The 24,376-nt window shown below is 61.1% G+C and carries 22 protein-coding genes; 15 read left to right on the forward strand and 7 right to left on the reverse strand.

Annotation, left to right across the window (positions count from 1 at the left end):
* The first annotated feature begins 72 nt into the window (after window positions 1-72).
* Window positions 73-819: a GntR family transcriptional regulator gene (locus NFH97_RS07350; protein ID WP_162816541.1), complete on the forward strand. Its 747-nt coding sequence runs from the start codon at window positions 73-75 to the stop codon at window positions 817-819.
* Window positions 820-926: 107 nt separating this feature from the next.
* Here the strand turns inward: NFH97_RS07350 and NFH97_RS07355 are convergent, their stop codons facing one another.
* The 6 genes from NFH97_RS07355 to thpD form a co-directional block, all read right to left on the reverse strand.
* Window positions 927-1,913: an NAD(P)-dependent oxidoreductase gene (locus NFH97_RS07355; protein WP_349624617.1), complete on the reverse strand. Its 987-nt coding sequence runs from the start codon at window positions 1,911-1,913 to the stop codon at window positions 927-929.
* A gap of 29 nt (window positions 1,914-1,942) precedes the next feature.
* Entirely contained in the window at window positions 1,943-2,707 is a 765-nt protein-coding gene (locus NFH97_RS07360) for an HpcH/HpaI aldolase family protein (protein WP_108450028.1), read from the reverse strand.
* Window positions 2,708-2,762: 55 nt separating this feature from the next.
* On the reverse strand, window positions 2,763-4,262 hold the full coding sequence (locus tag NFH97_RS07365; RefSeq protein ID WP_349624618.1) for a tripartite tricarboxylate transporter permease: 1,500 nt from the start codon (window positions 4,260-4,262) through the stop codon (window positions 2,763-2,765).
* 13 nt (window positions 4,263-4,275) lie between these two features.
* Window positions 4,276-4,740, reverse strand: coding sequence for a tripartite tricarboxylate transporter TctB family protein (locus NFH97_RS07370; protein ID WP_349624619.1), 465 nt, complete (start codon window positions 4,738-4,740; stop codon window positions 4,276-4,278).
* An 85-nt stretch (window positions 4,741-4,825) separates the two neighbouring features.
* Window positions 4,826-5,737, reverse strand: a complete 912-nt coding sequence (locus tag NFH97_RS07375; protein ID WP_213227372.1) for a tripartite tricarboxylate transporter substrate binding protein — start codon at window positions 5,735-5,737, stop codon at window positions 4,826-4,828.
* Window positions 5,738-6,445: 708 nt separating this feature from the next.
* Window positions 6,446-7,372: an ectoine hydroxylase gene (thpD, locus tag NFH97_RS07380; RefSeq protein ID WP_349624620.1), complete on the reverse strand. Its 927-nt coding sequence runs from the start codon at window positions 7,370-7,372 to the stop codon at window positions 6,446-6,448.
* A 487-nt stretch (window positions 7,373-7,859) separates the two neighbouring features.
* Here thpD and NFH97_RS07385 point away from each other — a divergent pair, with 487 nt between their 5' ends.
* The 9 genes from NFH97_RS07385 to NFH97_RS07425 all read left to right on the forward strand — a co-directional run bounded on the left by NFH97_RS07385 (window position 7,860) and on the right by NFH97_RS07425 (window position 18,404).
* Entirely contained in the window at window positions 7,860-8,174 is a 315-nt protein-coding gene (locus tag NFH97_RS07385) for a DUF3008 family protein (protein WP_349624621.1), read from the forward strand.
* A 109-nt stretch (window positions 8,175-8,283) separates the two neighbouring features.
* A complete protein-coding gene (locus NFH97_RS07390; protein WP_349624622.1) occupies window positions 8,284-8,958 on the forward strand; it encodes a response regulator in 675 nt (224 codons plus the stop codon).
* A complete protein-coding gene (locus tag NFH97_RS07395) occupies window positions 8,958-10,373 on the forward strand; it encodes an ATP-binding protein (RefSeq protein WP_349625495.1) in 1,416 nt (471 codons plus the stop codon). Before NFH97_RS07390 ends, NFH97_RS07395 begins: the two co-directional genes overlap by 1 nt.
* 461 nt (window positions 10,374-10,834) lie before the next feature.
* Window positions 10,835-13,354, forward strand: coding sequence for a bifunctional diguanylate cyclase/phosphodiesterase (locus tag NFH97_RS07400; protein ID WP_349624623.1), 2,520 nt, complete (start codon window positions 10,835-10,837; stop codon window positions 13,352-13,354).
* A 155-nt stretch (window positions 13,355-13,509) separates the two neighbouring features.
* Window positions 13,510-13,956: a manganese-binding transcriptional regulator MntR gene (mntR, locus tag NFH97_RS07405; RefSeq protein ID WP_045993173.1), complete on the forward strand. Its 447-nt coding sequence runs from the start codon at window positions 13,510-13,512 to the stop codon at window positions 13,954-13,956.
* 261 nt (window positions 13,957-14,217) lie between these two features.
* The gene (locus tag NFH97_RS07410) at window positions 14,218-15,225 is read left to right on the forward strand and encodes a metal ABC transporter solute-binding protein, Zn/Mn family (protein WP_349624624.1); all 1,008 of its coding nucleotides are present in this window, start codon (window positions 14,218-14,220) and stop codon (window positions 15,223-15,225) included.
* Between the two features lie 55 nt (window positions 15,226-15,280).
* Window positions 15,281-16,117 (forward strand): metal ABC transporter ATP-binding protein, encoded by an 837-nt coding sequence (locus NFH97_RS07415; RefSeq protein ID WP_045993172.1) that lies wholly within the window; start codon window positions 15,281-15,283, stop codon window positions 16,115-16,117.
* Window positions 16,114-17,262, forward strand: a complete 1,149-nt coding sequence (locus tag NFH97_RS07420; protein WP_045993171.1) for a metal ABC transporter permease — start codon at window positions 16,114-16,116, stop codon at window positions 17,260-17,262. Before NFH97_RS07415 ends, NFH97_RS07420 begins: the two co-directional genes overlap by 4 nt.
* Entirely contained in the window at window positions 17,259-18,404 is a 1,146-nt protein-coding gene (locus NFH97_RS07425; RefSeq protein ID WP_045993170.1) for a metal ABC transporter permease, read from the forward strand. The genes NFH97_RS07420 and NFH97_RS07425 overlap by 4 nt, the downstream gene beginning before the upstream one ends.
* A gap of 154 nt (window positions 18,405-18,558) precedes the next feature.
* Here the strand turns inward: NFH97_RS07425 and NFH97_RS07430 are convergent, their stop codons facing one another.
* Window positions 18,559-19,347 carry a transporter substrate-binding domain-containing protein gene (locus tag NFH97_RS07430; protein ID WP_045993169.1) on the reverse strand — a complete coding sequence of 263 codons (789 nt, stop codon included), beginning with the start codon at window positions 19,345-19,347 and terminating at the stop codon, window positions 18,559-18,561.
* 137 nt (window positions 19,348-19,484) lie between these two features.
* On the opposite strand from NFH97_RS07430, the gene NFH97_RS07435 reads away from it, so the two are divergent.
* From NFH97_RS07435 to NFH97_RS07455, 5 genes are all read left to right on the forward strand, one after another.
* Window positions 19,485-20,423, forward strand: a complete 939-nt coding sequence (locus tag NFH97_RS07435) for a LysR family transcriptional regulator (protein ID WP_349624625.1) — start codon at window positions 19,485-19,487, stop codon at window positions 20,421-20,423.
* Window positions 20,424-20,540: 117 nt separating this feature from the next.
* Entirely contained in the window at window positions 20,541-21,575 is a 1,035-nt protein-coding gene (dctP, locus tag NFH97_RS07440; RefSeq protein ID WP_045993167.1) for a TRAP transporter substrate-binding protein DctP, read from the forward strand.
* 236 nt (window positions 21,576-21,811) lie between these two features.
* On the forward strand, window positions 21,812-22,315 hold the full coding sequence (locus NFH97_RS07445; protein WP_045993166.1) for a TRAP transporter small permease: 504 nt from the start codon (window positions 21,812-21,814) through the stop codon (window positions 22,313-22,315).
* Entirely contained in the window at window positions 22,312-23,589 is a 1,278-nt protein-coding gene (locus NFH97_RS07450) for a TRAP transporter large permease (RefSeq protein WP_045993165.1), read from the forward strand. Before NFH97_RS07445 ends, NFH97_RS07450 begins: the two co-directional genes overlap by 4 nt.
* 7 nt (window positions 23,590-23,596) lie before the next feature.
* On the forward strand, window positions 23,597-24,373 hold the full coding sequence (locus NFH97_RS07455; protein WP_204248955.1) for a M15 family metallopeptidase: 777 nt from the start codon (window positions 23,597-23,599) through the stop codon (window positions 24,371-24,373).
* The last annotated feature ends 3 nt before the right edge of the window (window positions 24,374-24,376 follow it).

Below are 24,376 nucleotides of genomic sequence, written 5' to 3' on the forward strand. Positions count from 1 at the left end.
GCCCCCCACCAAGTTCTTGAAAAGGAAATAAAAAGCCTCTATCTTGTAGAGACGACTACAAAGGTTGACACCATGACCGCGAAGCTCTCGATCAATCACCAGATCTCCAGAAAGAAGGGGCAACCCCTTTACATGCAGGTAGTGGATGTTATTCGAAGCCACTTGACAGAAGGCGTGTGGAAGCCTGGCGACGAGCTCCCTTCTTTTGACAAGCTTGCGAGTGAACTTGGTGTTTCCCGCATCACGATTCGAGACGCCATCAGCATTCTTTCCGATGAAGGCCTTCTTGTCTCGACGCGTGGACGTGGAACCATCGTCACGGAAAAAAGTCGTGGGCACCGCCGCTTTCGTCTTGAGACGACCTTCGAGGAACTGGTCAGCACATTGCGTACGGACCATCCCGACCTGACCACACTCGAATTGAGCCGTGGCCCGCTTCCTTCGGGGTTTCGTGGATCCCCTGTCGGCGAATATCAGTCCATCAAGCGCATACATGTTCGCGATGATCTGCGCTACTGCGTTATCAAGATTCATATCGCGACGTCGCTCTATGACCAGGAGAAGGATCTTTTTCTGTCATCTCTCGCTCTTCCGATTTTTGCAGAAAAATTCGCAGATCACGTTCATCGTATGACGCAAAAAATGAAATTCGGAAAGTGTGACGTCACTACCAGCCAACTACTTGGCTACCCTGCAGGGGACCCGGTAGCGTTTGCATGGCGATCACTGACTAATGACAAGGACGAAATCATCTACGCAGCAGAAATCACCTACAGGGCGGATATTGTCGAAATCGATCTCGACCTCTTCTCTAGATAGAGAACTTCTAGATAGAGAACTTCTAGACAAAAAAATTCTGGATAGAGTTCTTATAGATAGAGGATTTATAGATAAAGCCATTTCCACAAGGCTATCCGCCCCTGCAACTACAACCGTATTCGACAGTCGCTACGTTCCAGAACCTCCTGGTTGACCAACCTCTCTGATACCTTTCCACTTTCGATTGTCTCGATATCCTCACAGATCATCAGCCCAGCCTTCTCAATAGCTTGAACCGTATCAGCTCCACTATGCGGCGTAAAAACAGCCCCTGGGGATGAGAATATCGGATGATTGGTATCAGGCGGCTCAACGATGTAGGTGTCTATTGCTACCCCACCGATGCTTCCTGAGGCCAGTGCTTCCGCGGCTGCATCTAGATCAATCACGTCACCCCTGGCCAGGTTGATCAAACAAGCACCTTGGCGCATCATGGCGATTCTCTCTGCATTGACGAGCGCCGTGTTGCCTTCCCCGCCAAACACGTGCAGCGAAATGACATCCGATGACGCCATTACCTCCTCAAGTGTCCCAAGTTGTATTCCGTGACGCTCGATAAACGGGTGATCTGGATACTTGTCGGTTGCCATCACCTTCATCCCCAGCGCCAAGGCCTTGCCAGCAACAAGCTTTCCAATGTGGCCAAGACCTACGATGCCCAGCGTTTTTCCGGCGACCTCATTGCCTACCTGACGATTCCACCGCCCCCCAACGACGTCCTGATGCGCCTGAGGAATGTGGCGCAACATCGAAAACATCAAGCCTATCGCCAGCTCGGCCACTGCATTACCGTTGGAACGTGGGGTATTCAAAACGGCGATACCGTTTCGTGTGCAGGCATCGACATCGACATTTTCATATCCGACACCAAACCGAAGGATTGCTTTCAACTCCGGCATCGATGACAACAAGCTTTCGTCTACTCTGTGAAGCCCTGCAACGAGATATTGTGCGCTTGCCACCTGTGTGGGATCCGTTTCGCACTGCGACACGAAATCGCCAAACGACTGGAAGCTCCAGCCAGCGTTGGAAATCGCCTCCATCACAGGAGGCGACGTGGAAAACTTTGGAGAGCTTGAAACAATGCGTGCCATATATTTCTCCTCGCTGTAGTGCTCGGCTCTCAGCTTACGTAGGACGAGGCAACTTGGCGTGAATTCCGGATCAACACATTCACATCACTGGCGACAGAGACGAAGTCGAAATCGGCTTCGATAAATGCCTTCGCCTGTTCCGGAGTCGTGGCTAACGTCCCGGCAAACTTCTCTGTCCTGCGTACAACGCTCAAGGCGTCAATAATCTTGTCGGTCACTTCCTTGCTCCCTGCTTGCCCAGGCATTCCCATACTGGCCGACAGGTCGCCTGGACCAAAGAACACTGCGTCGACACCATCGACAGCAAGGATTTCGGGAAGGTTGTCCAATGCCTCCAGCGTCTCCACCTGCACGATAAGAAACAGGCTACCGGAAGCATTGGCGACGTAGTCACCGATAGCACCGTAGCGGCTGGCACGGTGAATTGCGGCCATACCCCGCACTCCACGCGGCGGATAATGCATCTGCTCGACTGCCTGCTTTGCTTCCTCTGCGTTCTGCACAAAGGGCAGCATCAGCGTCGAAGCACCAGCATCGAGGTATCGCTTGATCAGCAGCGGGTCGTTCCAGACGAGGCGGACCATAGGTACCGTCGGTGTGCCATCCAGTATCCGGAGATGGTGGATGACATCCTGAAGTTCGACAGGCGCGTGCTCGGTATCAATATTCATCCAGTCAAACCCACACCAGGCGAGACCTTCCGTCGCATCAAAGCTATTGAGTACACTCCACATGCCAACGGCGGGTCTATCACGAGTCACCAGCAATTGCCTGAAAGCATTGATCATGGTCATTTTATATTCTCCTAAGTTTTTCACTTTCCGTAACATTAAACAGAATCTTCAGTCGTTATTTCTGTTTCTTGTAATCCAGTGCCTTTCTTGTCTCACGAAACGCCGATACCAGAACGATGGATGCGGCAAGAAGGAGCAAGATCATTGCCAAGGGGTACTCGAGAGACATAAAGGACAAGAAATTATTATCTGTAATAATCAACCCTTGCCTGAGGCTCTCTTCGAATATGGGGCCCAGTACGAGACCAATTACGATTGGTGCGATAGGCACCTTGAGGAAGCGAAGAGCAACACCGACAATCCCGAAGAAGATACCGACGCCAACATCAAACATTCGTCCCGAGGCACCATAGGAACCCACCACCGAAAGTACCAGTACAGCCGTCATCAACAAGGGTTCGGGTACGCGAAGTGTCCGAGTAAGAATGGGAGCCATCACCAGGGCGGCGACAAACATCAAGATGTTGCAAACTATCAGTGCGACAAAGGTAGAGTTCATCAGTCCTGGGTTTTCCGAGAACAACCTTACTCCTGGTTGAATACCCTGGATGATCAGCGCAGACATCATGAGTGCAGTGACCGGATCTCCCGGTATCCCAAGCGCCAAGGTAGGCACGAGCGCCCCCCCGGTCACACCATTGTTGGATGCTTCGGCCGCAATAATGCCTTCGGGTTCTCCTGTACCCAACTTGTCCCGATAACGTCCGCTGCGCTTTGCCTCCGCGTAGGAGATAAAACTTGCTGTAGCGGCTCCCGTACCCGGCAGAATACCGACGAAGGTACCAATAAGACAGCTTCTCAATACTGTCTTCCAGCGCAGCATGATCTCTTTGAGTTTCGGAATCTTCATCCCGACACGAACACCGCTTTCGCCGGCTGACACCGCCTTTGTTCCCAAGCGATAAAACACTTCACCAAAGGCAAAGAGCCCTACAATGACGGGCAGCAGAGGAAAACCATTCGACATGGCGAAAACATCGAAGGTAAATCGTGCCTGACCTGTCATCTGGTCGATCCCAACCGTCGACAGAAAAAGACCAAACACTCCAGCCAATAACCCCTTTATCAGACTACCTTGCGCTACTCCAATAATACATGTCAGAGCTACAGTGATCAGGGCGAAGGTTTCTATCGCACCGAATCCAAGCGCAAACTGAGCCAATCTTGGTGCAGCAAAGATCAGCACCACAGTGGAGAAGAGCCCACCAATCAAGGACGCAGTAGCGGCCCATCCAAGTGCTGCGTCTGCGTGACCCGCCCGGGTCATCGGATAGCCATCGAGGCAAGTCGCTGCAGACTGGGGCGTCCCAGGAGTATTGATCAATATTGCAGAAATTGACCCTCCGAACACGGAGGAGCAATAGACCGCGATGACCAGCGAGATGGCTGCCACCTGACCCATGGCGAAGGTAAAAGGCAGTGCAATGGTAATAGCGAGGATAGAGCCCAACCCCGGCAGTGCACCGACAATGATGCCGAAGATAGTCCCCAACGCCATTGCCAGGATAACGTCAGGCTGCAGTACTGCCCATATGGATGACACTAACATTTCCATTAGACCATTCCTCCTAAAACCCAACGCTTAATATTGAGGACGGCAGGAAAATATCCAACCAGTGAGTAAAGGCGTACCAGACAACCAACGGAAAAATCGCCCCTACAGCAGCAACTACTTTCAGATTTCTATATCCCACGACACAGGGAAGTAAAAGACTAAAAATGATGGCTGAGACAAGAAATCCCAGCACAGGAATCACTGCTACGAATATCGACACACCGGCCACCACACTCCACAGCCGTTTGTGATTTACCTGCTCTGCCTCCTCATTCACGAAGAACCATGCTCTCACCAAAATCAGAAAAGAGAGCGACAGCCAGATAACAAGCAATGCCTTTGGAAATAGAACAGGACCGACGCCATAGTCAAACAGTGGGTTTTTGTTGGCTTCCATTGCGCCAACTTCGTTGAGAAGTATTGCTCCTGTTATTAGACCTGTTGCGCCCAGCAGCATGTCTCTCGAGCCAGCATTCATTAGATCACCTCGTTCCAGGTAACGACCTTGTCCGCTATCTAAAATCACCGGAATAGGTGCTGGTCATGCAAGGGCTGTAAGATTCCTATTGCCCTACCGACATGCCAGCACTACTGAGCAGCTCAAGATTTGCTGCGGCATCGTTCTCATAGACTTCCTGAAATGCTTCGCCAGCCAGGAAGGCGGGGGTGATCTTTTGATTCTCGAGCGCAGTCATCACTGACTCATCCTGAAGAGCCACACCTACACTCTCAGCGAACTTGGTGACGTATTCTTCCGGTACACCTTGAGGCGCCACGAAACCCAACCAGTTCTCCAGCACGACGTCATAGCCCAGCTCTTTCATGGTCGGAACGTCGGGGTAGCCGTCGCAGCGCTCTTGGCCCCAGCAGGACAGTACCTTGAGGTCAAACTGTTCGGCGACGTAGCTCATTTCCGTGGTGCCATCCAGCTCCCCGCCCATGATCGCCTTGGTGACCTCTCCAGACGCCTTGTAGGGGATATGCTTGATGTCCAGTCCCACCATATGGCTCAGGGCAACGACGGCCAGGTGAGGCATGGTCCCGATCCCTGTCGATGCCAGACGCAGGTTGCCCGGATTCTCCTGGGCGTAGGTCACCAGCTCCTCAAAGGAATTGAACTCGGAATCTTGACCCACGACGGTTGCATAGGTCGTCACGCTAACCTCCGCAACGGGGAGGAAGTCATCGGACTGATACGGTAGCGGACGAAGCAGAGGCTGAATGGTGACGGGCCCCTTGGGAGTGAAGAACATGGTGTAGCCATCGGCATCCGCCTGCATTGCCTCGGCTGCGGCTATGGTGCCTGCGGCGCCGGTGACGTTGCGGATCACGATTTCGGCGCCTAATTCGCGCTCTAGCGCGGGCTCCAGTGTCCTCACTACCAGGTCCGTGGTTCCTCCAGCGTTGAACGGGACCAGTACAGTGATGGGTCGATCAGGATAGTCGGCGAGCGCCAGACCACTGGTCGCTGCCATGGTTAGACCCGCGATGACGCTGACTACTCGGTGTGCTGTTGTCATTGTCTCACCCTCATTTGAGCGTTGGCCGGTATCCGGCGTTGTCGATGGAAGAACTCTGGTAGGTGCATGGCGCCCGGGGCCAGAGGAACATCCGGTAGACCGCCCCTGTTCATGCGACGGCCATGGGCCGCCCGACCGAACCGTGGCCAGAACAACCTCCGAGGGCTCCTTGCCATCGTCGATGCGGCGGACAAAACAACTATAGTCATATTTTTATGTTTTTAGGCGTAGACCTTCGTCTTAACCGAGTCATCCCCATGGTCGGCTCGTGACCACAGCGACTTCGCCAGCACACGCAAAGGCACCGTCCAGCGCGTCCGAGACCCTCAAGGCCTTTGCTGGCGGCCGCTTTGGTAGAACCCTGCGAAGACCGCTGCCCCAGCGAAACAGGCGGCGAACGCGATCTTGTGCCTGGATTCCGCCCCCGCCCCCAACCAAAAAAGCCACCTTGTGTATCAAGGTGGCGTTTGCTGCTGGAAGTTCTCGAGTCCCAGCGACGATGGCCAGGTAAGCGCATGACAGTGCCTGTGATGGCGGAGAGGTAGGTGACGTCGGCGCTCCCTGCGAGCGGGTGAGCATCCTCGGTGCCCTACTTTAGTCTCCCGAGGTCTCTATCTCGTCAGCCGCTCTGTTCAACCTTGCTGCACTCACCCTCTCCGGCTCTCACTCTTCCTGACGCTTTCCATCGACAGGCTTGAGCGGGCTGTAGTCCTTGCGCGTGGCCAGGAACTCGGGGCGAGGCTTGTTGCCGCAGTAGGGATCGTGGAGGGTATTCTCGACACTGTTATAGACGAAGAACAGATTGCTCCTCGGCCAGCAGGACATATTGATATTGGAGCCGTGCAGCGTATTGCACTCGAACATCACCAATGAGCCAGAATCGCCTTTCGGCGCCTCTATATCGTTCTCCAGCATCAGTTTCTTCAGGCTGGCGGCATCCGGCACACCGATGTCCTGGCTCTTCAATGACTCCTTGTAGTTGTCCTCCGGGGTGCGTCCGACACAAGGAACGAATTGCTTGTGGGACCCGGGAATCAGCATCAATGGGCCGTTGAATTCACCGTTATCCGTCAGGATGATAGAGCAGCTCAGTGACCGCATCCGAGGCATACCATCTTCGCTATGCCAGGTCTCGAAGTCCGAGTGCCAGTCAAAACCTTTCCCCTTGAAGCCGGGCTTGTAGTTGATACGCGACTGATGGATGTAGACGTCGCTACCGAGTATCTGCTGCACCATGGCCAATAGCCTCGGGTCCCGTGTCAGACGACTGAAACGATCCGAGACCTGATGTATGCCGAAGATCGACCGAATCTCCTGTTTTCCGGGCTCCAGCACCGTCCCTTCAGACAACTTGAGGTCTTCGTCCTCTTCGTACTCCCGCAATTCCTGGATAAAGGCATCCATCTCCTCCTTGTCGAAGAAGTTCTCGAAAGAGAGAAAGCCTTTTCTATCAAACTCATCAAGCTCTTCTTCGCTCAGGGGGCCGTTCGCTCGCTGCTGTTCATCGCAATGAACGACCGGGTCGATGCGCTCGAACATGCCCAGCTTGCGCTCCAGGCGTGTCGGAAAAAGATCCTGTGTATCTCGCATGGTGGCTTGCTCCCTTGTCATGGCAGAATCGCTGAACGAAAGACGAAGACGCCACGCCTGCCCGAGTCACCAATAAACCGTCGCGGACAAGACTCGATGGGCGCTTTATGTCAAAGCTGTTGCAATAGCGTCTAAACAACGTCAATTCGAAAGTCATCAAGGTAATCCTTTACGTCGCCATCAGACGCTGCCAGAGCAGGGCGCTGTTTCGTACTTCTTATTGAAAAGAGTTGTAACGCCGTGTGACTTCACTTCTTCACATTACTTCGAATCTCGACGGTCAGATTCAGCGGCGGCCAAGGTAGCACCGCTGTGCCCAGGCAAAAGCGCAAAAACCTCCAGCGAAAGGACACCTCCACGAAAGAACACAGGCAGACACACTCCCTGGCGAACGTCGCTCTTCCTTTCATATGATTTCGCCCACTCGCCTCTGGATACGTTTCGGTATTCAGGCAACTGGCGTTGAAGACGTAAATGGCAAGTGATTATGCTGGGACTGATCCGGGTCGAACCTGGCGGAGTCTGGCTTTTCGTCGTTGGGTCTGTCGAGCCTGCCAGGCAGCAAACTATTAACGCCGGTACGACAATCTTCTTTCCCTTCAAGGAGGTAACCATGCCAGCGAAATCGAAAGCCCAGCAGATGGCGGCAGGAGCGGCCCTCGCTGCCAAGCGCGGAGAACAGAAGGTGAGCGAACTCGACGGTGCCGCCCGGTCGATGTACGACTCGATGAGCGAAGACGAACTGGAAAAAATGGCGTCGACCGAGCGTACCGGCAAGCCCAGGCACGATTCGCAGTCCTAGCCAGAGAACAGCGTCGGATCAAGGCTCCCGTCGATCCTTAAGCGTAGATTAAGGTTTTGCGCCCCATACTGCCTGAGAGACAGTTGGGTAGATCGACGGAGAAGACGCCATGCGGGCACTACTGGTGGAGGATGACCCTCTGTTGGGGGACGGTATCAAGGTCGCACTTGAACGAGAGGGCTATGCAGTCGACTGGTTCACCTGCGGCAAGCCGGCTATCGAGGCTCTGGCCCTGGAGGCGTTCTCGGTGGTGATCCTCGACCTTGGCCTACCCGACTGCGATGGACTGGATATCCTGAGACGCCTGCGCCGGCAAACTGCCCTGCCGGTCCTGATCCTGACCGCCCGTGACGCCGTGGAAGAACGTATCCAGGGCTTGGACGCCGGGGCAGACGACTATGTACTGAAGCCCTTCGACCTCCAGGAACTGCTGGCGCGCCTGCGCGTGGTGATTCGACGAGCGGCCGGTCGCGCCAGTTCCACCATCGACGTCGGCACGCTGTGCATCGATGAGGCTCGCCATTGTGTCGACTGGAAGGGACGCGGTATCGCCCTGAGTCGTCGCGAGTTCGCCCTGCTGATCGAGCTCGCCCGTCATCCCGGCCAGGTACTGTCGCGTCCCCGCCTGGAGAGCCTGCTTTACGGCTGGGGCGAAGAACTCGAGTCCAATGCGCTGGAAGTTCACGTTCATCATCTTCGCAAGAAGCTGCACAAGGAGATGATCACCACGGTGCGTGGCATCGGCTATCGCCTCAATACCGACTTCCTGGCCATCACCCCGTGATGTCGATCCATCGCTATCTTTTCCGCACCCTGGCCCTATCCCTGGCCATGGTGGCGCTATTGTCGGTGGTGGCCGCCTGGCTGATCTCGCAAAACGAGCTGGAGGAAATCCTCGATGCCCAGCTCGCCTTCACCGGCAGGGGGCTGATGAGCATGCTCCCCGAGGCACCCGAGGCAGACGACTTTCAACGTCTGGCCCGATGGATGGACCAGCGCAAGGCCAGCGCCCACCTGTACACCGACAGCGGCACGTCCGATGACCTGCCGGTGCCACCCGGCCAGACCTATCACCATGAAGAGCGCAAGATGGGCTTCGGACTGTGGACCGAGACCGGCCAGCCGGTGGTGATTGGCCCTGGATGGCAAGACGTCGATCGCCAGCCCCAGATGCCGCCACCTGGTGAGCAGGGTTTCGAGTGGCGATCGCTGGGAGAGTCTCGCTGGCGAGTCTTTGCCCTGCATGACCCGAGTCGTGGTCTGTGGCTACAGATCGGTATCGAGCGGGACTTCTTCCTCGACATCATCGAGCGCATCGCGCTCAATCACCTCTGGCCCATGCTACTGCTGATGCCGCTGTGCCTGTTGCTGGTGCTGCGCCATATCCGTCGCGGCCTGCGCCCCATCGAGCGACTATCGCAGCAGGTGGAGCATCGCGACTCCGCCGACCTCAGCCGCATAGCACTGGACGTACCGACGGAACTGGCTGGCCTCAGAGGGTCGCTCAATGACTTTATCGGGCGACTCAAGGCGACCCTGGAAAAGGAGAGACGTTTTACCGCCGATGCCGCCCACGAGCTGCGCACTCCGCTGGCAGCCCTCAAGATCCACCTGGACAACGCCCTGGCGGGCGAAGGCGACGCCCTGCCCAAGGCTCGTCAGGGTGTCGAACGACTCCAGCGCGTGGTAGAGCAGCTTCTGGTACTCGCACGGGTCGATCGCCACACCGCCGCTGCACCGGAAAGCGTAGACCTGCGCTCCCTGCTGCTGGACCTCGCGGCCGAGCTCTGGCCGCTGGCCGACGCCCGTGGCCAGCAACTCCGCCTGGAAGACGTCGACCCGACCACGGTCATGGGCAATGCCACGGAGCTCGGCATCATGATCCGCAATCTGCTGGACAACGCGCTGCGCTACACACCCGACGGTGGCACCATCGAAGCCATCCTCCAGACAGAGCCCCAGGGTGTTCGCCTAAGCATCCTCGATAGCGGCCCCGGCATTCCCGATACGCACATGGAGCGTGTCGCCGAGCGCTTCCACCGCGCCAGCGACGCCACCATCACCGGTAGCGGTCTGGGCCTTTCCATCGTGCTTGCACTGGCTCATCAGCAAGAGGTCGAAGTCAGCCTGAATAACCGTGAGACTGGAGGGTTGGACGCCACGCTCCGCTGGCGTCAGCGCGCCATCGCCGCGAGGTGAGGCGCTTTCACTGACCGTCGCCGGCCCACCCGGAGGAAAACGTCACAGCTGTCCGCCCATTTGCTCCAAAGCTCATTGTGAAGGGGCACGGAAATACCAGAATGCTTGCCTGATGTAACAGGGGGTCACGTAAATCTTTGCCCGAATCGGCAACCAGGGTCGACTCGACTAAAGACAGCCGCACGCTTCGGCGCCGTCTCAGCGGCTGGCATCGCCTGCTTACGGTTAAATTTTTCTCCCGAGACAGACGCCGGCATTTACACTTTTTTCATCGCCAAGACAACAATATAGCGTCCTGTATCACGCAAGCATTGACCGACAATTCTATACTCAAACGCGAATCCATCACGCTGGCGTGGCGGCCCTTCAGCCCGGCAGGAGCCTTTGCTCTACGCGCCAGGTCATGCTAATCAATGAAGAGGTTGTCTTAAGGCCTTACTACAAGGGACCCACCCCGACCCATGCCACCCATCTTTATTACCTACCCGCAGGTCGCCCAGGCCATACAGGGAGTACACACGCCCTGGCTCGTCGCCCTGTCGTGTCTGGTGGCACTGGTATCGGTGTATTCGGCCATGGCCGTCGGCGAACGCGTTCACTCTGCGCGATGGCAACATCGACGCAGGGCCTGGTGGCTGGCCGGTGGCACCATGATGGGGCTCGGCATCTGGAGCATGCACTTCACCGGCATGCTCGCCTACCGTCTGCCCTTTCCCGCCCATCATGGTCTGTGGCTGACCCTGGCTTCATTGCTGCCGGCGGTGGTCGCCGGCCTGATCGCCGTGGCGGCGATGGCTCGCAGAGGACTGTCCACCACGCGCAAGATCATCGCGGGATGCCTGCTGGGGCTGGGTATCGCCACCATGCACTACACCGGCATGGCAGCCATGGAAGCGCCTGCCAGCATGCGCTTCGCTCCCATTCCCTTGCTGCTGTCACTGGTGATCTCGCTGCCCTTTGGTATCGCCAGCATCTACAGCTTCCATGCGTCCAGACACTTGCCCCGCGTGCAGGGCATTCGCCTGGGCAGCCTGCTGGCCGCGGTGTTTGCCGCCCTGGCCATCTGCAGCATGCACTATTCGGCCATGATGGCGGTGTACTTTCTGCCGGACCCAGGCTGGCAGGCGACAACACCAATGGCCCATCACGGCTCGCTACTGGCCACCGCCGTCGCCGTGCTGTCATTTCTGTTTGCGGTGGCCACCCTGATCACGGTGCTTGTCGACAGGCGGCTACAGGACAGCGCCATGCGCATGCAGGTCTCACGCCGCCAGTTGGTGGATGTCATCGAATCGATGCACGATGGCGTCGTACTGCTGGATCAGCGTGCCCGCATGATCATGTGCAACCACGCCTTCGAGACCCTGACCGGTGTGCCCCATACCGACCTCCAGGGCCACTCGATGCTCAAGCTCAATACCCTGCTGCGGCTCGATCAGCATCGCAGCCAGGTACTGCGCTCGCTGCGAGAAAATGGCGCCTGGATCGGCGATGTCGAGGTCCGACACCGCCAAGGTCGCCGCTTCCCTGCGCGCCTGAGCATCAATCGTGTACGCGCCGATGAAGACGGTAGCGGGCATTTTGTCGCCACCCTCAGCGATACCTCCGCCCACCATGACGCCCAGCAGCATATCCGTTACCAGGCCTATCACGACGGTCTGACCACCTTGCCCAATCGCAGTTCGCTGCAGGAACGCATCCACGCCCTGCAACTGGCCAGCGACATCAGTGGCAGGCACATCATGTTGCTGCTAGTGGATATCGACAACTTCAAGGGCATCAATGATGCCCTCGGTCAGGCCACCGGAGATCGCCTGCTCAAGGCGCTGGCGGCCCGTCTCAGGCCCTGGGCCAGGCAAGCCAACGATCTGGCCCGGCTGAGCAGCAATGAATTTGCGCTGCTCTACGACGGTCTCTCGGTCTCCCCGGAGAATGCCATGGGGCAGGCCAGGGAAAAGGCGCGCAGCGTACTGGAATCCTTGAACGGCGACTATTCGCTGGCCGGCGAGCGCCACAGCTGCCGCGTCAGCGGCGGCTACCTGTTGTTTCGTGGCGGTGACCTCGGCGTCAGCGAACTGCTCAAGCGCGCTGGCCTGGCCCTGCTCGAGAGCAAGAGCGAGGCCGCCCAGCGTCCTTGCGCCTTTGAAGCCAGCATGGTCGAGCGCCTGAATGCTCGACTCAGGCTCGAGCGACAGCTCAAGGACGCGGTGGTCGGCGAGCAATTGCGCCAGTACCTGCAGCCTCAGGTCGATCACCAGGGCTCGATTACCGGCGCAGAAGTACTGCTGCGCTGGGAGCATCCGGAGCTGGGGCTGGTCTCGCCGAGTGCCTTCATCAGCCTGGCCGAGGACACCGGCCAGATCGTCGAACTGGGCAACTGGGTGCTGCGCAAGACCTGTGAGCTGCTGGCCGACTGGCAACACGATCCCCACAGAAGCGCCTGGACCCTGTCGGTCAACGTCAGCGCCCGGGAATTCCAGCGCGCCGACTTCGTCACCGGCGTGGAGAGGGCGCTGACGGATACCGGAGCACCTGCGAGTCAGCTGACCCTGGAGCTCACCGAGTCCTTGATGCTGGGTGAGGCCTATCCGGTCATCGATACCCTGACCCACCTGCGCACCCTCGGGGTGCGCTTTGCCATCGATGACTTCGGTACCGGCTATTCTTCTCTGGCCTACCTCAAGCGCCTCCCGCTGGACAGCCTGAAGATCGATGTGGCCTTCGTCCGCGATCTGACCGATGACCCCACTGCGGCTCCCATCGCCCAGACCATCATCGCCCTCGCCCAGACCCTGCAACTCGGCGTCATCGCCGAGGGTGTCGAAACCGTGGAGCAGCAAAAGCGGCTGCTGGAGCTGGGCTGTCGTTCATTCCAGGGTTATCTGTACTCGAAGCCCCTTCCTCTCCATCAATTCCTGGCCCTGTCGTCGCGCCGCCGACTGCCGGTAGGTGGATCGGCGATGCCACTGCTTCAGGGCTGACGTTTTTCCTGGCCTGGGCATATACGAGAAGGTCTCGACACGGGTACGCCTCTTCCCGCGGAACACCTCTACGTGAGGTATCACCTTTGCTGAACTTGCATTACCGCCACCAATTGGCAAGATGGACACCCTGACCCGAGGCGACTCCATCCCCCATGAACGACCCCCTCAACCACGACGAACGCGCATCGCTGATTTCCCCGGAAAGTCACGTCGAGGGGTTTCGCAAGGCACGAGACGCCCGCCGCACCGAACTGATCGAAGACTACGTCGAGCTGATCTCGGATCTGATCACCGACGGCGGTGAAGCGCGCCAGACCGATATCGCCCGCCGCCTGGGCGTCGCCCAGCCCACCGTCGCCAAGATGCTAAAGCGTCTCGATGACGAGGGCCTGATCATCAAGCGCCCCTACCGCGGCATCTTCCTGACCGACAAGGGCAAGGCCCTGGCCGATGCCAGCCGCGAACGACACCAGATCGTCGAAGCCTTCCTGATCAAGCTGGGCATCAATCCCGAAACCGCGCGGGTCGATGCCGAAGGCATCGAGCACCATGTCAGCGCCGAGACCCTGGCCGCCTTCGAACGCTTTCTGAAACGCTGACGCCATCGCCGGGGCTTATCCGGCTCCGTGCCCCCCTCTGCCAACACTATGCCAGCCCTCTGCCAGCCCCGGCCACCTCCAGGCGACAGGGCCTGTCGGTGCGCTCCAACGCGCGAATAGCCTGACTCGATCACCTCGATTAGCGCTCTACGCTTGACGCGAGGGGCCTTAGGCGCCAAAACTTAGCCACGTCTATAAATGATAGCCAAATAGCACTTCGGTGCTGCTTGCGCGTCGTTCTTGCCCCGAGGAGCCCTGTTCATGCGTCGTTCAGCCCCGGCTTCGGCCCTGCTGACCCTGGCCTCGCTGGCCGCTCTGACCACCACCCAGGTTCACGCCCAATCCGACGCCGCGAAGACACAGGCACCGCTGGATGTGGTCGTCACTGTCGGCATGCTCGGTGATCTGGTCGAGCAGGTGGGCGGCGACTGCGTCGCGGTCAACACCATGATGGGGCCGGGGATCGATCCCCACCTGTACCAGGCCAGCGCCCGTGACGTGCACGATCTCGATCAGGCCGAGCTGATCCTCTACAGCGGCTTTTCACTGGAGGGCCAGCTCGGCAAGGTGTTCGATCGATTTTCTCGGATCAAGCCCACCGCTGCGGTAAGTGAGCAGGCCGTCGGCGACGACCAACTTATCCACACCCAGGACGCCTATGGCGTCGACCCCCACCTGTGGATGGATGCAGGACTGTGGGCCCAGAACGTTCCTGTCATCGCTGAACTGCTGGGAGAGCAGCGTCCGCACTGTGCCGAGGCCATGCAGCAGCGCGCCGAGGCCTACCAGGCGTCACTGGCCGAACTCGATGACTGGATTCAGGCCAGCATCGACAGCATCCCGGCCGAGCAACGCATCCTGGTGACCGCCCACGACGCCTTCGGCTACTACGGACGCGCCTACAGCATCGAGGTGGCCGGCATCCAGGGGCTATCCACCGCCACCGAGACCGGCGTGGCCGATATTCGCCGCATGGCCGAGCTGGTGGTCGAGCGTGGCGTTCCCGCCATGTTCGTCGAGAGCACCATCAATCCGCGCACCGTCCAGGCGGTGATCGACGCCGCCGCCGATCAGGACCACCGGGTCGAGATCGGCGGTCAGCTCTATTCCGACGCCATGGGCGCCAAGGGCACCCTGGAGGGCACCTACATCGGTATGCTCAAGAGCAACACCGAGCATATCGTCAGCGCCCTGGGCGGTCAGCCCGCCCCCTTGCCCGAGGCCCTCGCGGAGCAGATCGCCTCCGCCAGCCAGGACGCCGACCAGTGAACACCACCGCCCCGCAGCGCTTGAACGCCACCGCGAGGTCGACAGGAGCCACACCATGAGCGAGCAGCTCCACGAACCCGACCTGGCCCTCCACGTGGAGGACCTGACGGTCAGCTACCATGGCAAGCCGGTGCTGTGGGACATCGATTTCGACGTACCGCCCGGTGTCATGGCCGCCATCGTTGGCCCCAACGGCGCCGGCAAGAGCACCTTGATCAAGAGCATCCTCGGCCTGGTGCCCAGCGTCGCCGGCCACGTCACCCTGCATGGACGCCCCTACCGCCAGGCGCGGCGGCGGGTCGGCTACGTGCCCCAGCGCTCTACGGTGGACTGGGATTTCCCCACCACCGCACAGGACGTGGTCGGCATGGGCCTCTACGGCCGGCTGGGCTGGCTCAGGCGGCCCGGCCGCCGCGAACGACACGAGGCCATGCAGGCGCTGGAGATGGTCGGCATGGACGGTTTTGCCGATCGCCAGATCAGCCAGTTGTCCGGCGGCCAGCAGCAGCGGGTGTTCCTGGCCCGGGCGCTGGTCCAGAAGGCCGACGTCTACTTCCTCGATGAGCCCATGGCAGGCGTCGACGCCACCACCGAACGCGCCATCGTCGACATCCTGCGCAGGCTGCGGGACCAGGGCAAGACGGTGATCGTGGTCCACCACGACCTGCAGACGGTGCGCAGCTACTTCGACTGGATGCTGATGCTCAACGTGCGAGTGATCGCCCAGGGGCCGGTCAACGACGTCTATACCGCCGACAACCTGCGCCGCGCCTACGGCGGCCAGATCGCCCTGCTCGACGATGTCACCGGCGCCATTCCCGCCGAGCGCGAGCTCGCCGGCCAGCGACCCGAGGCGCGCCCGCAGGAAAGTCGTGAAGAGGTGCCGAGATGAGCCTGAACGCCCTGCTCGGCGACTACACCCTGCAAAACGTGGTGATGGGCGCGGCGATGCTGGGTCTGGTCAGCGGCGTGCTCGGCTGTTTCGCGGTGCTGCGCAAGCAGAGCCTGCTCGGCGATACCCTGTCCCACGCGGCGCTACCCGGTGTCTGCCTGGGCTTCATCATCGCCGGGGGCCGCGAGATGGGCAGCATCCTTGCCGGCGCGCTGTTCACAGGCTCCTTGGCGGCGCTGGTGATGCTGCTGCTGACCCGCATGAGCCGGCTCAAGACCGACGCTGCCCTGGGCATCTCGCTCAGCGTGTTCTTCGCCATAGGGGTGGTGCTGTTGACCTATATCCAGGGCACCGGCAACGCCTCCCAGGGGGGGCTCGACGCCTTCCTGTTCGGCCAGGCCGCCGCCACCCTGCGCAGCGACCTGTGGATCATGGCCGGCGTCAGCGGCGTGGCTCTGGTGCTGGTCGGCGGGCTGTGGAAGGAATTCAAGCTGGTGTCCTTCGACGCCGAATTCGCTGCCACCCAGGGCCTGCCGGTCACACTGCTCGAAGCCTTGATGACAGTGATGATCGCCCTGGCCGTGGTGGTCGGCCTGCAGATGGTCGGCGTGGTGCTAATGGCTGCCATGGTCATCGCCCCGGCGGTGGCGGCGCGTCAGTGGGCCAACAAACTGGAGACCATGGTCATGCTGTCGGCGCTGTTCGGTATCGTCGGTGGCGTCACCGGCGCCTTGATCAGTGCCCTCGGTCCGGGGCTCGCCACCGGGCCGCTGATCATCCTGAGCCTGTCCAGCGTGGTGCTGGTATCGCTGCTGTTTGCGCCTCACCGGGGCTTTGTGTGGGAAATCCTCAAGCTTCAGCGTGATCGGCGCCAGCTACGTCACCAGAGGGTGCTCACCACCCTCTACCAGCTCGCCAGCCACCACGCCGATCGCCAGTATCGCTCCGAGAAACGCATGGTGGACGCCTACCTGGGCACCGACAGCCGGCGCGCGCTGGAGCGCTTGACCGCCCGTGGCCTGATCACCCAGCAGACCCCGCCGTCCCACGAACCCGGTGACCACAAGCGCTGGGTACTGACGCCGGAAGGCTGTCGCGAGGCCGAACGCATCCTCGATGACCTGGGCCGGGGAGGCCGCGCATGATGGCATCGCTGTTCAACAATATTCCGCTGATGATCATGCTGGTCGGCGCCCTCGTCGGCATCGCCTCCAGCCTGGTCGGGACCTTTCTGGTACTGCGCGGCACCAGCATGCTGTCCGACGCCATCGGACACTCCATCGTCTTCGGCATCGTGGTGGTGTGGTTGCTGACCCACCAGGCCAGCGGCCCGCTGCAGATCATCGGTGCGGCGCTCACCGGCATCTTCACGGTGTTTCTTACCGAGCTGCTGGTGTCGACCCAGAAGGTCAAGAAGGACGCCGCCATCGGTCTGGTGTTCCCGGTGCTGTTTTCCCTCGGGGTCCTGCTGATCAACCTCTACGCCAGCGACGTGCACATCGATGCCCACACCGTGCTGCTCGGCGAGATCGGCTTCGTGTGGCTCGACACCCTGCCTATCGGCGGTGTCGAGGTGCCCCGGGCGCTGGTCTCCATGGGCGCCATGACGGCGCTGAACCTGGCCTTCGTAGCGGCCTTCTACAAGGAGCTGAAGCTCGCCACCTTCGACAGCGCCCTGGCCAAGGCGCTGGGCTTCGCGCCGACCGCGCTGTTCTATGCGCTGCTGCTGTTGACCAGCGGCACCGCGGTGGCCGCCTTCGACGCTGTGGGCGCGGTGCTGTTCGTGGCCTTTGTCATCGTGCCGCCCTCGGCGGCCTACCTGCTCACCGACCGGCTGTGGAAGATCTTCGTCTACGCCTCGCTGATCGCCGCCGCCTCCAGCGTCTCGGGCTACTATCTGGCGGTGGCCTGGGACGTCTCCATCGGCGGCATGATGGCGGTGATGACCGGCGTCTTCCTCGCCCTGGCCTTCCTCCTCGGCCCGCGCTACGGCGTCTTCGCTCAATGGCTCGAACGTCGCCGCCAGCGCGAGCTGAACGAGAGCCGTACCCTGATGGTGCACCTCTATCACCACGAGGACGGCCCGGAGAAGGCGGTAGAAAACGTCACCATGGCGCTGCGTGATCACCTGATGTGGGACCCCGCCCGTGCCGAGCGGGTGGTGGAGCGCTCGCGCCAGCGCCATCTGGTCGTCCAGGAGGGCGAGCGTCTGCACCTGACCCAGGCCGGACGCAACCTGGCCCGGGAGATACTCGAGCCCGGCGCCAAGGCCGAGACCGGGGCCTGAAGCACCGCGCGGACCCGGATACGCCTCTGGCAGCGACATAAGCCCAGCTAGCGCAACAAAAAGGGCGGCCAATGGCCGCCCTTTTCGTGTTCCAACTACCGGTAGCAAAATCGCTTACTGGGCCTGGCGAGGGTCCGGCCAGGCCAGACCATCCTCAGATCTTGATGTCGTAGTCCACGTACTTGTGCATCAGCTCGTCGTAGGTGCCGTCTTCCTTGATCTCGGCCAGGGCCTGGTTGAACTGCTCGGCGAGCTCCTTGTCGCGGGGACGGAAGGCCACCGCCACACCATGGCCGAAGTACGACTTGGGCTCACGGATCAACTCGGAGCTGACCACCACCTCGCTGTCGGCCTCGTCCACCTGCAGATTGGCCAGCGCCAGCGGGTAGTACATGAAGGCGCTGTCCAGGCGTCCGGTCTTGACGTCCAGCGCCAGGTCCTCGGCGGTGGCGTAGCGACGAACCTCCATGATGTCGCCATAGGTGTCGGTGATGAAGCGATCGCGGATGGTGCCGCGCTGTACACCCACCGTCAGGCCTTCGAGGCTGTCACGATCGTCGGGGTCGATCTGCTGGTCGCGCAGGGTCACCCACACGCTGGGGTTGGAGTAGTAGGGTTCGGAGAACAGCACCTGCTGTCTGCGCTCCTCGGTGATCGCCATCGATGACATGATGGCGTCGTACTTGCGCGCCATCAGCCCCGGGATGATGCCGTCCCAGCTCTGCTCGACCCACTCGCACTGGCGCTGGATGCGCCGGCACACCTCTTCCCCGAGTTCCACCTCGAAACCGGCAAGGGTGCCATCGGGAAGACGATACTCGAAGGGCTCGAACGGGATATCCACCCCCAGCTTGAGTGGCTCATCCGCCTGAACGGTGGTGGAAGCAAGGGCGGAGAGCCCGATCAGGGCGCCAAGCAGCAGGGGGCGGGAAAACGATCGCATCCGTGAGATTCCTTTTTTGCGTTATGGTTATTGATCTATGCCTTTTGGGCCTGATGAGTCTGCCACTCTCCGCCTGCGCCGCCAAGCCACTTGCAGGACAATGACAGACACCGCCCCACCACGACCAAGGAATTCCGATGCTCAACGGCCGTGCCCTGGCCTATCTGTGTGAAGTGCAGCGCCGTGGCTCGCTGCGCGCCGCCGCCGTCCACCTCAATGTGGACGTTTCGGCCATCAGCCGATTGATCCGGCGCCAGGAAGAAGAGCTGGCGACGCCCCTGCTGACCCGCCACCCCGACGGCGTCTCGCTGACCGAAGCCGGGCGCCTGCTGGTCGACCACCATCGCGCCCAGTGCGACGCCGAAAGCGCCACCCTGTCGCGGCTCAACGCCCTGCAGAGCCTGAACAGCGGGGAGGTCCGTCTGGCGGTGGGCGAAGGCTTCATCGCCGATCTGATCAACGCCCCGCTGCAGACCTTCATGACCGCCCACCCGGGCATCGACATCGTGGTGGTGATGGCCGGCGTCAACGAGGCCATGGCCCTGATCCGCGATCGCGAGGTGGACCTGGCGCTGCTTTATGCCCCACCGGTGGACCCGACGCTGCACTGCCATGTCGAGCGCCGCCACCCGCTGGACCTGATCGTACCCGCCGACCACCCGCTGACGCGGCGCCAGACGCCGCTGACCCTCTACGAGATCAGCGACTGGCCGCTGGCGCTGATGGACAACCCCTTCGGCATGCGCCAGATGGTCGATCAGGTGGCCCACCAGGAGCGCCTGCATCTGACCTCACGGCTGCACACCAATTCGGTGGCGGTGCTGAAGAACTTCGTGCGCTCCGGGATCGGTGTCACCTTCATACCGGAACTGACCGTTGCCGACGATATCGAGCAGGGGCTGATCCGGGTGTTGCCGCTGGCCCATCCGGTGCTCAATGGTGCCCGCGCCCAGATCGTCAGCCGCCAGGATCGACCGCTCTCGGTGGCCGCCGAGGCGTGCCTGTCCCATCTCAGACGAGGCATGCGCTTCTTTCAGGATGACGCCCCTCGCGTCAAGGCAGCTTGCCGCTACTGAGGCGTTGCCTGAAGATCAACGCCATAGGGTTTGATTAGTCAACGCGACAACGCCTAGTCTCGATATCGACTTGCAACGATGCCGTTTTACAACAACACGACAACACCGGAGAGTCCCATGAGCCTGTTTCGTCCCCTTCCCCTGGTCGCCGCCCTGTCCACCGCTGCGGCGCTGAGCCTGTCGGCCGCTTCGGCGCTGGCCGCCACCACCGTCAACCTGAGCTACAACGGCGCCCCGGATCCGGACAAGAACGCCGTCCACGTCTTCGCCACCAACCTCAAGGAACTGGTGGAAGAAAAGACCGGCGGTGAGCTCGAGCTCAAGCTCTACCCCAACAGCATGCTGGGTGAAGAGCAGGAGCGCATGGAGCAGACCATGGCCTCGCCGAGCCTGAACATCGCCTCCTTCGCCGGCATGTCGCCGATCGTTCCCGAGGTATTCGTCAGCGCCATCCCCTTCCTGTTCAAGGATTTCGATGACGCCCGCACCTTCTTCGACGAAGGCGCCTACTGGCAGGCGGTGAAGGACGATCTCGAGGGCCGCGCCGGACTTGAGCTGCTGGCGGTGGTCGAGGAAGGCGGCTTCCTGGCCTTCACCAACGACAAGACACCGATCGCCGAGCCGGCCGACTTCGAGGGCCTGCGCTTCCGCGCCATGGACCCGAGTCAGGTGGCCCTGTACGAAGCCTTTGGCGCCTCCGGCACCCCGATCCCCTGGACCGAGGTCTACATGGCGCTGAAGACCGGCGTCGCCGACGGCCAGATGAACCCGCCGATGTACATCATCCTGGGCAGCCTGTACGAGGTGCAGGACTACCTGACGCTGGCCAACATCCAGTACTCCGACCAGTTCCTGGTGGGCAACGCCAGCATGATCAACGGCTGGGATGAAGAGACCCAGGCGGCCTTCCGCGAGGCGGTGGCCGAGGCCAACCAGCTGGCTCGTGAGCACAACCAGGCCAAGGTCGACGAGCGCATCACCTACCTCGAGGAGCAGGGCATGGAGGTCATCCGTCCCAGCGCCGACCAGCTCGAGGCCTTCCGCCAGCAGGGCCAGCCGGCCTATCTGGAGTGGCTCAAGGATCAGAACATCGAGCAGCGCTACATCGACATGGCCCTGGATGACGCTGGCGTCGAGCTCAGCAGCGAATAACCGCTAGACCGTGCTCAGGCCCTGGCGGGCCTGAGCCAGACAGCCCAAGCAAGCGCCTGGTGGCCATACCCGTCGACCAGGCGCTGCCCAGAGCGCGGCTGCCTTGAGCCCCTCTAAACTGGGACTTTTCACTAAAGCCCGGTCGCTGGAAAGCCTCAATCTCCGGATAATCCTCGATTGGATGCTGCCCGAGGGCGCTCCGCCGATCTTCACCCCTGCCGTGGAAGCCTTTGCCCATGTCCTGGTCACTTGCCCACTCTCCGCCGCTGATGGCCCTGCGGCGACTATCGCTATGGGTCGCCAGCGCCCTGCTGGTGATCGACTTGCTCGCCATGCTCTACGGCGTGCTCGCGCGCTACCTGGCCGGCGGCGCGCCGATCTGGACCGATGAGCTGGCCCGCTACCTGATCATCGGCGCGGTGATGCTGGCGCTTGGCAGCGTCTGGATCGAGGGCGGCCATATGCGTGTCGCCCTGATCGAGCGGCTGATTCCGCGCCTGGCCAGCAGGCTGCTGTCCTGGTACCAGTGGCTGTTGACCCTGGTGCTGGCCATCGGCGGTGCCTGGTTCAGCTTCCAGTACGCCCAGTCGGTGGCCATCTTCCAGAGCCAGGGGCTTGGCATCAGCCGCGCGGTACCGGTGATGTCCGTGCCTATCGGGTTCGCCCTGCTGGCGCTGATGGCGCTGTGCCACGGGCCTCACCCGCTGCCCACCCTGGACACCGAGGAGCCGCACTCATGACCCTCGCCATGCTGGCGGTGTTTATCATCCATGTGCTGCTCGGCCTGCCACTGTTCATCTCGCTGCTGGCCACCGCGGTGGTCGGTTTTGCCTTCGTCGACCTGTCGATGATCCCGCGCATGATGCCCCAGCAGTTCTTCGGCGGCATCGACGCCTTCTCGCTGATGGCCATCCCGCTGTTCATCCTCGCCGGCAACCTGATGAACGCCTCGAAACTGACCGACCGGCTGATGGCCCTGGCGCGCCTGCTGGTGGGCCACCTGCGTGGCGGCATGGGCCACGTCAATGTGGTCTCCAGCGTGTTCTTCGCTGGCGTCAACGGCTCGGCGGTGGCCGACACCTCGGCGCTGGGCTCGCTGCTGGTACCGGCCATGCGCAAGGAAGGCTACTCCACCGCCTTTGCCGCCGGCCTCACCGCCGGCAGCTCGCTGATCGGGCCGATCATCCCTCCCAGCATCTTCATGATTCTGTACGCCTCTCTGACCAATACCTCGGTGGGTGACCTGTTTCTGGCAGGCGTCATCCCCGGGCTGCTGCTGGGCGCCGCCTTCATGGGCATGAACGCCGTCTACGCCAGGCGCAAGGGCCTGCCCAGGGGCGATGGCTGGCCCGGGGCGCGCCAGCTGGGCATCGCCGCCCTGGGGGCGCTGCCCGCGCTGATGGCGCCCTTCCTGATCGTCGCCGGCATCGTCATGGGCCTGGTCACGCCGACCGAGTCGGGCGCGCTGACCGTCGCCTATGTGGCGCTCTACGGCGTGCTTGCCGGCAACCTGAGCCTGGCCGGGCTGTGGCGGGCCTGCGTGGACACCACCCGCCTGACGGCGGCGATCTTCGTGATCATGGCCGCTTCCAGCACGGTGAGCTGGCTGTTGTCCTACGCCCAGGTACCCAACCAGTTCGTCGAACTGCTGACCCCCTACGTCGACAACCCGGTGGTCATCCTGCTGCTGCTGAGCCTGATCACCTTCATCACCGGCATGTTCATGGAGGAAGTCTCGGCACTGATGCTGCTGACGCCGATCTTTGCCCCGGTGGCAATGATGGCGGGTATCGACCCGGTCCATCTGGGCATCATCATCACCCTCAATATCACCATCGCGCTGATCACGCCGCCCATGGGTGCCTGCGTCTTTGTCGCCGCCGCCGTCAGCCGGCTGGAGATCACCGCGCTGTTTCGCACCATCTGGCCCTTCGTGGTCATCGCCCTGCTGGTCCTGGTGGCACTGATCCTGGTGCCGTCACTGACCCTGTGGCTCCCGACCACCCTGGGATGAGGCAACCATGACCCAAGATCGCTCTTCTCGTGATGCCTGCCGCGATCCGCGCCACACACCGATCCCCCTCGCGTCGGAACCGGCCTGGTCGCAGCTACGCCAGATTGCCATCCAGGGGCTCGACGAGCCGCTGGTGCCGATGAGCCTGGCACCGGCGCCGGTAAAGGTATTTCCGGCCTACGCCCGCCTCGGCATCCCCGGGGCGATCAACGAGTGCTATGTGCGCGAAGGCGTCTACCGCCGGGTGCTCGCCGCGGCACGCTCGCTGCCCCAGGGCGTTGGTTTGATCGTGCTCGACGGCTGGCGCCCCTGGCGGGTCCAGCAGTACCTGTTCGAGACCTTGATGGAAGCGATTCGCGGTAATCACCCCGATATCGCCGAAGATGAACTGCTCGAGCGCACCCGGGAGTTCGTCGCAGAGCCGAGCACCAGCCCGACCGGCCCCAGTCCGCACTTGAGCGGTGGCGCGGTCGACGTGACCTTGTGCGATGAAGACGGCCTGCCGCTGCCCATGGGTACGCTGTTCGACGAGGCGATACCGGCCTCCCACACGGCCTTCTACGAAGCCAAGGAGGCCCCCAGCGCGACCGAACGTGAGGTCCGCGACAATCGCCGCCTGCTCTACCACACCATGGCCGCCCAGGGCTTCACCAACCTGCCCAGCGAATGGTGGCACTTCGACTTCGGTGACCAGCTATGGGCGCACTACGGCGGCCACCCCCAGGCGCTATACGGCCCGGCGGAACTCGACACCATCGAGAATCGCTGGCGGCGCCAGCTCTAGGGA

Origin of the sequence: Halomonas sp. SCS19 (genome assembly GCF_040147015.1) — a bacterium.
Taxonomy (GTDB): Bacteria; Pseudomonadota; Gammaproteobacteria; order Pseudomonadales; family Halomonadaceae; genus Halomonas; species Halomonas litopenaei.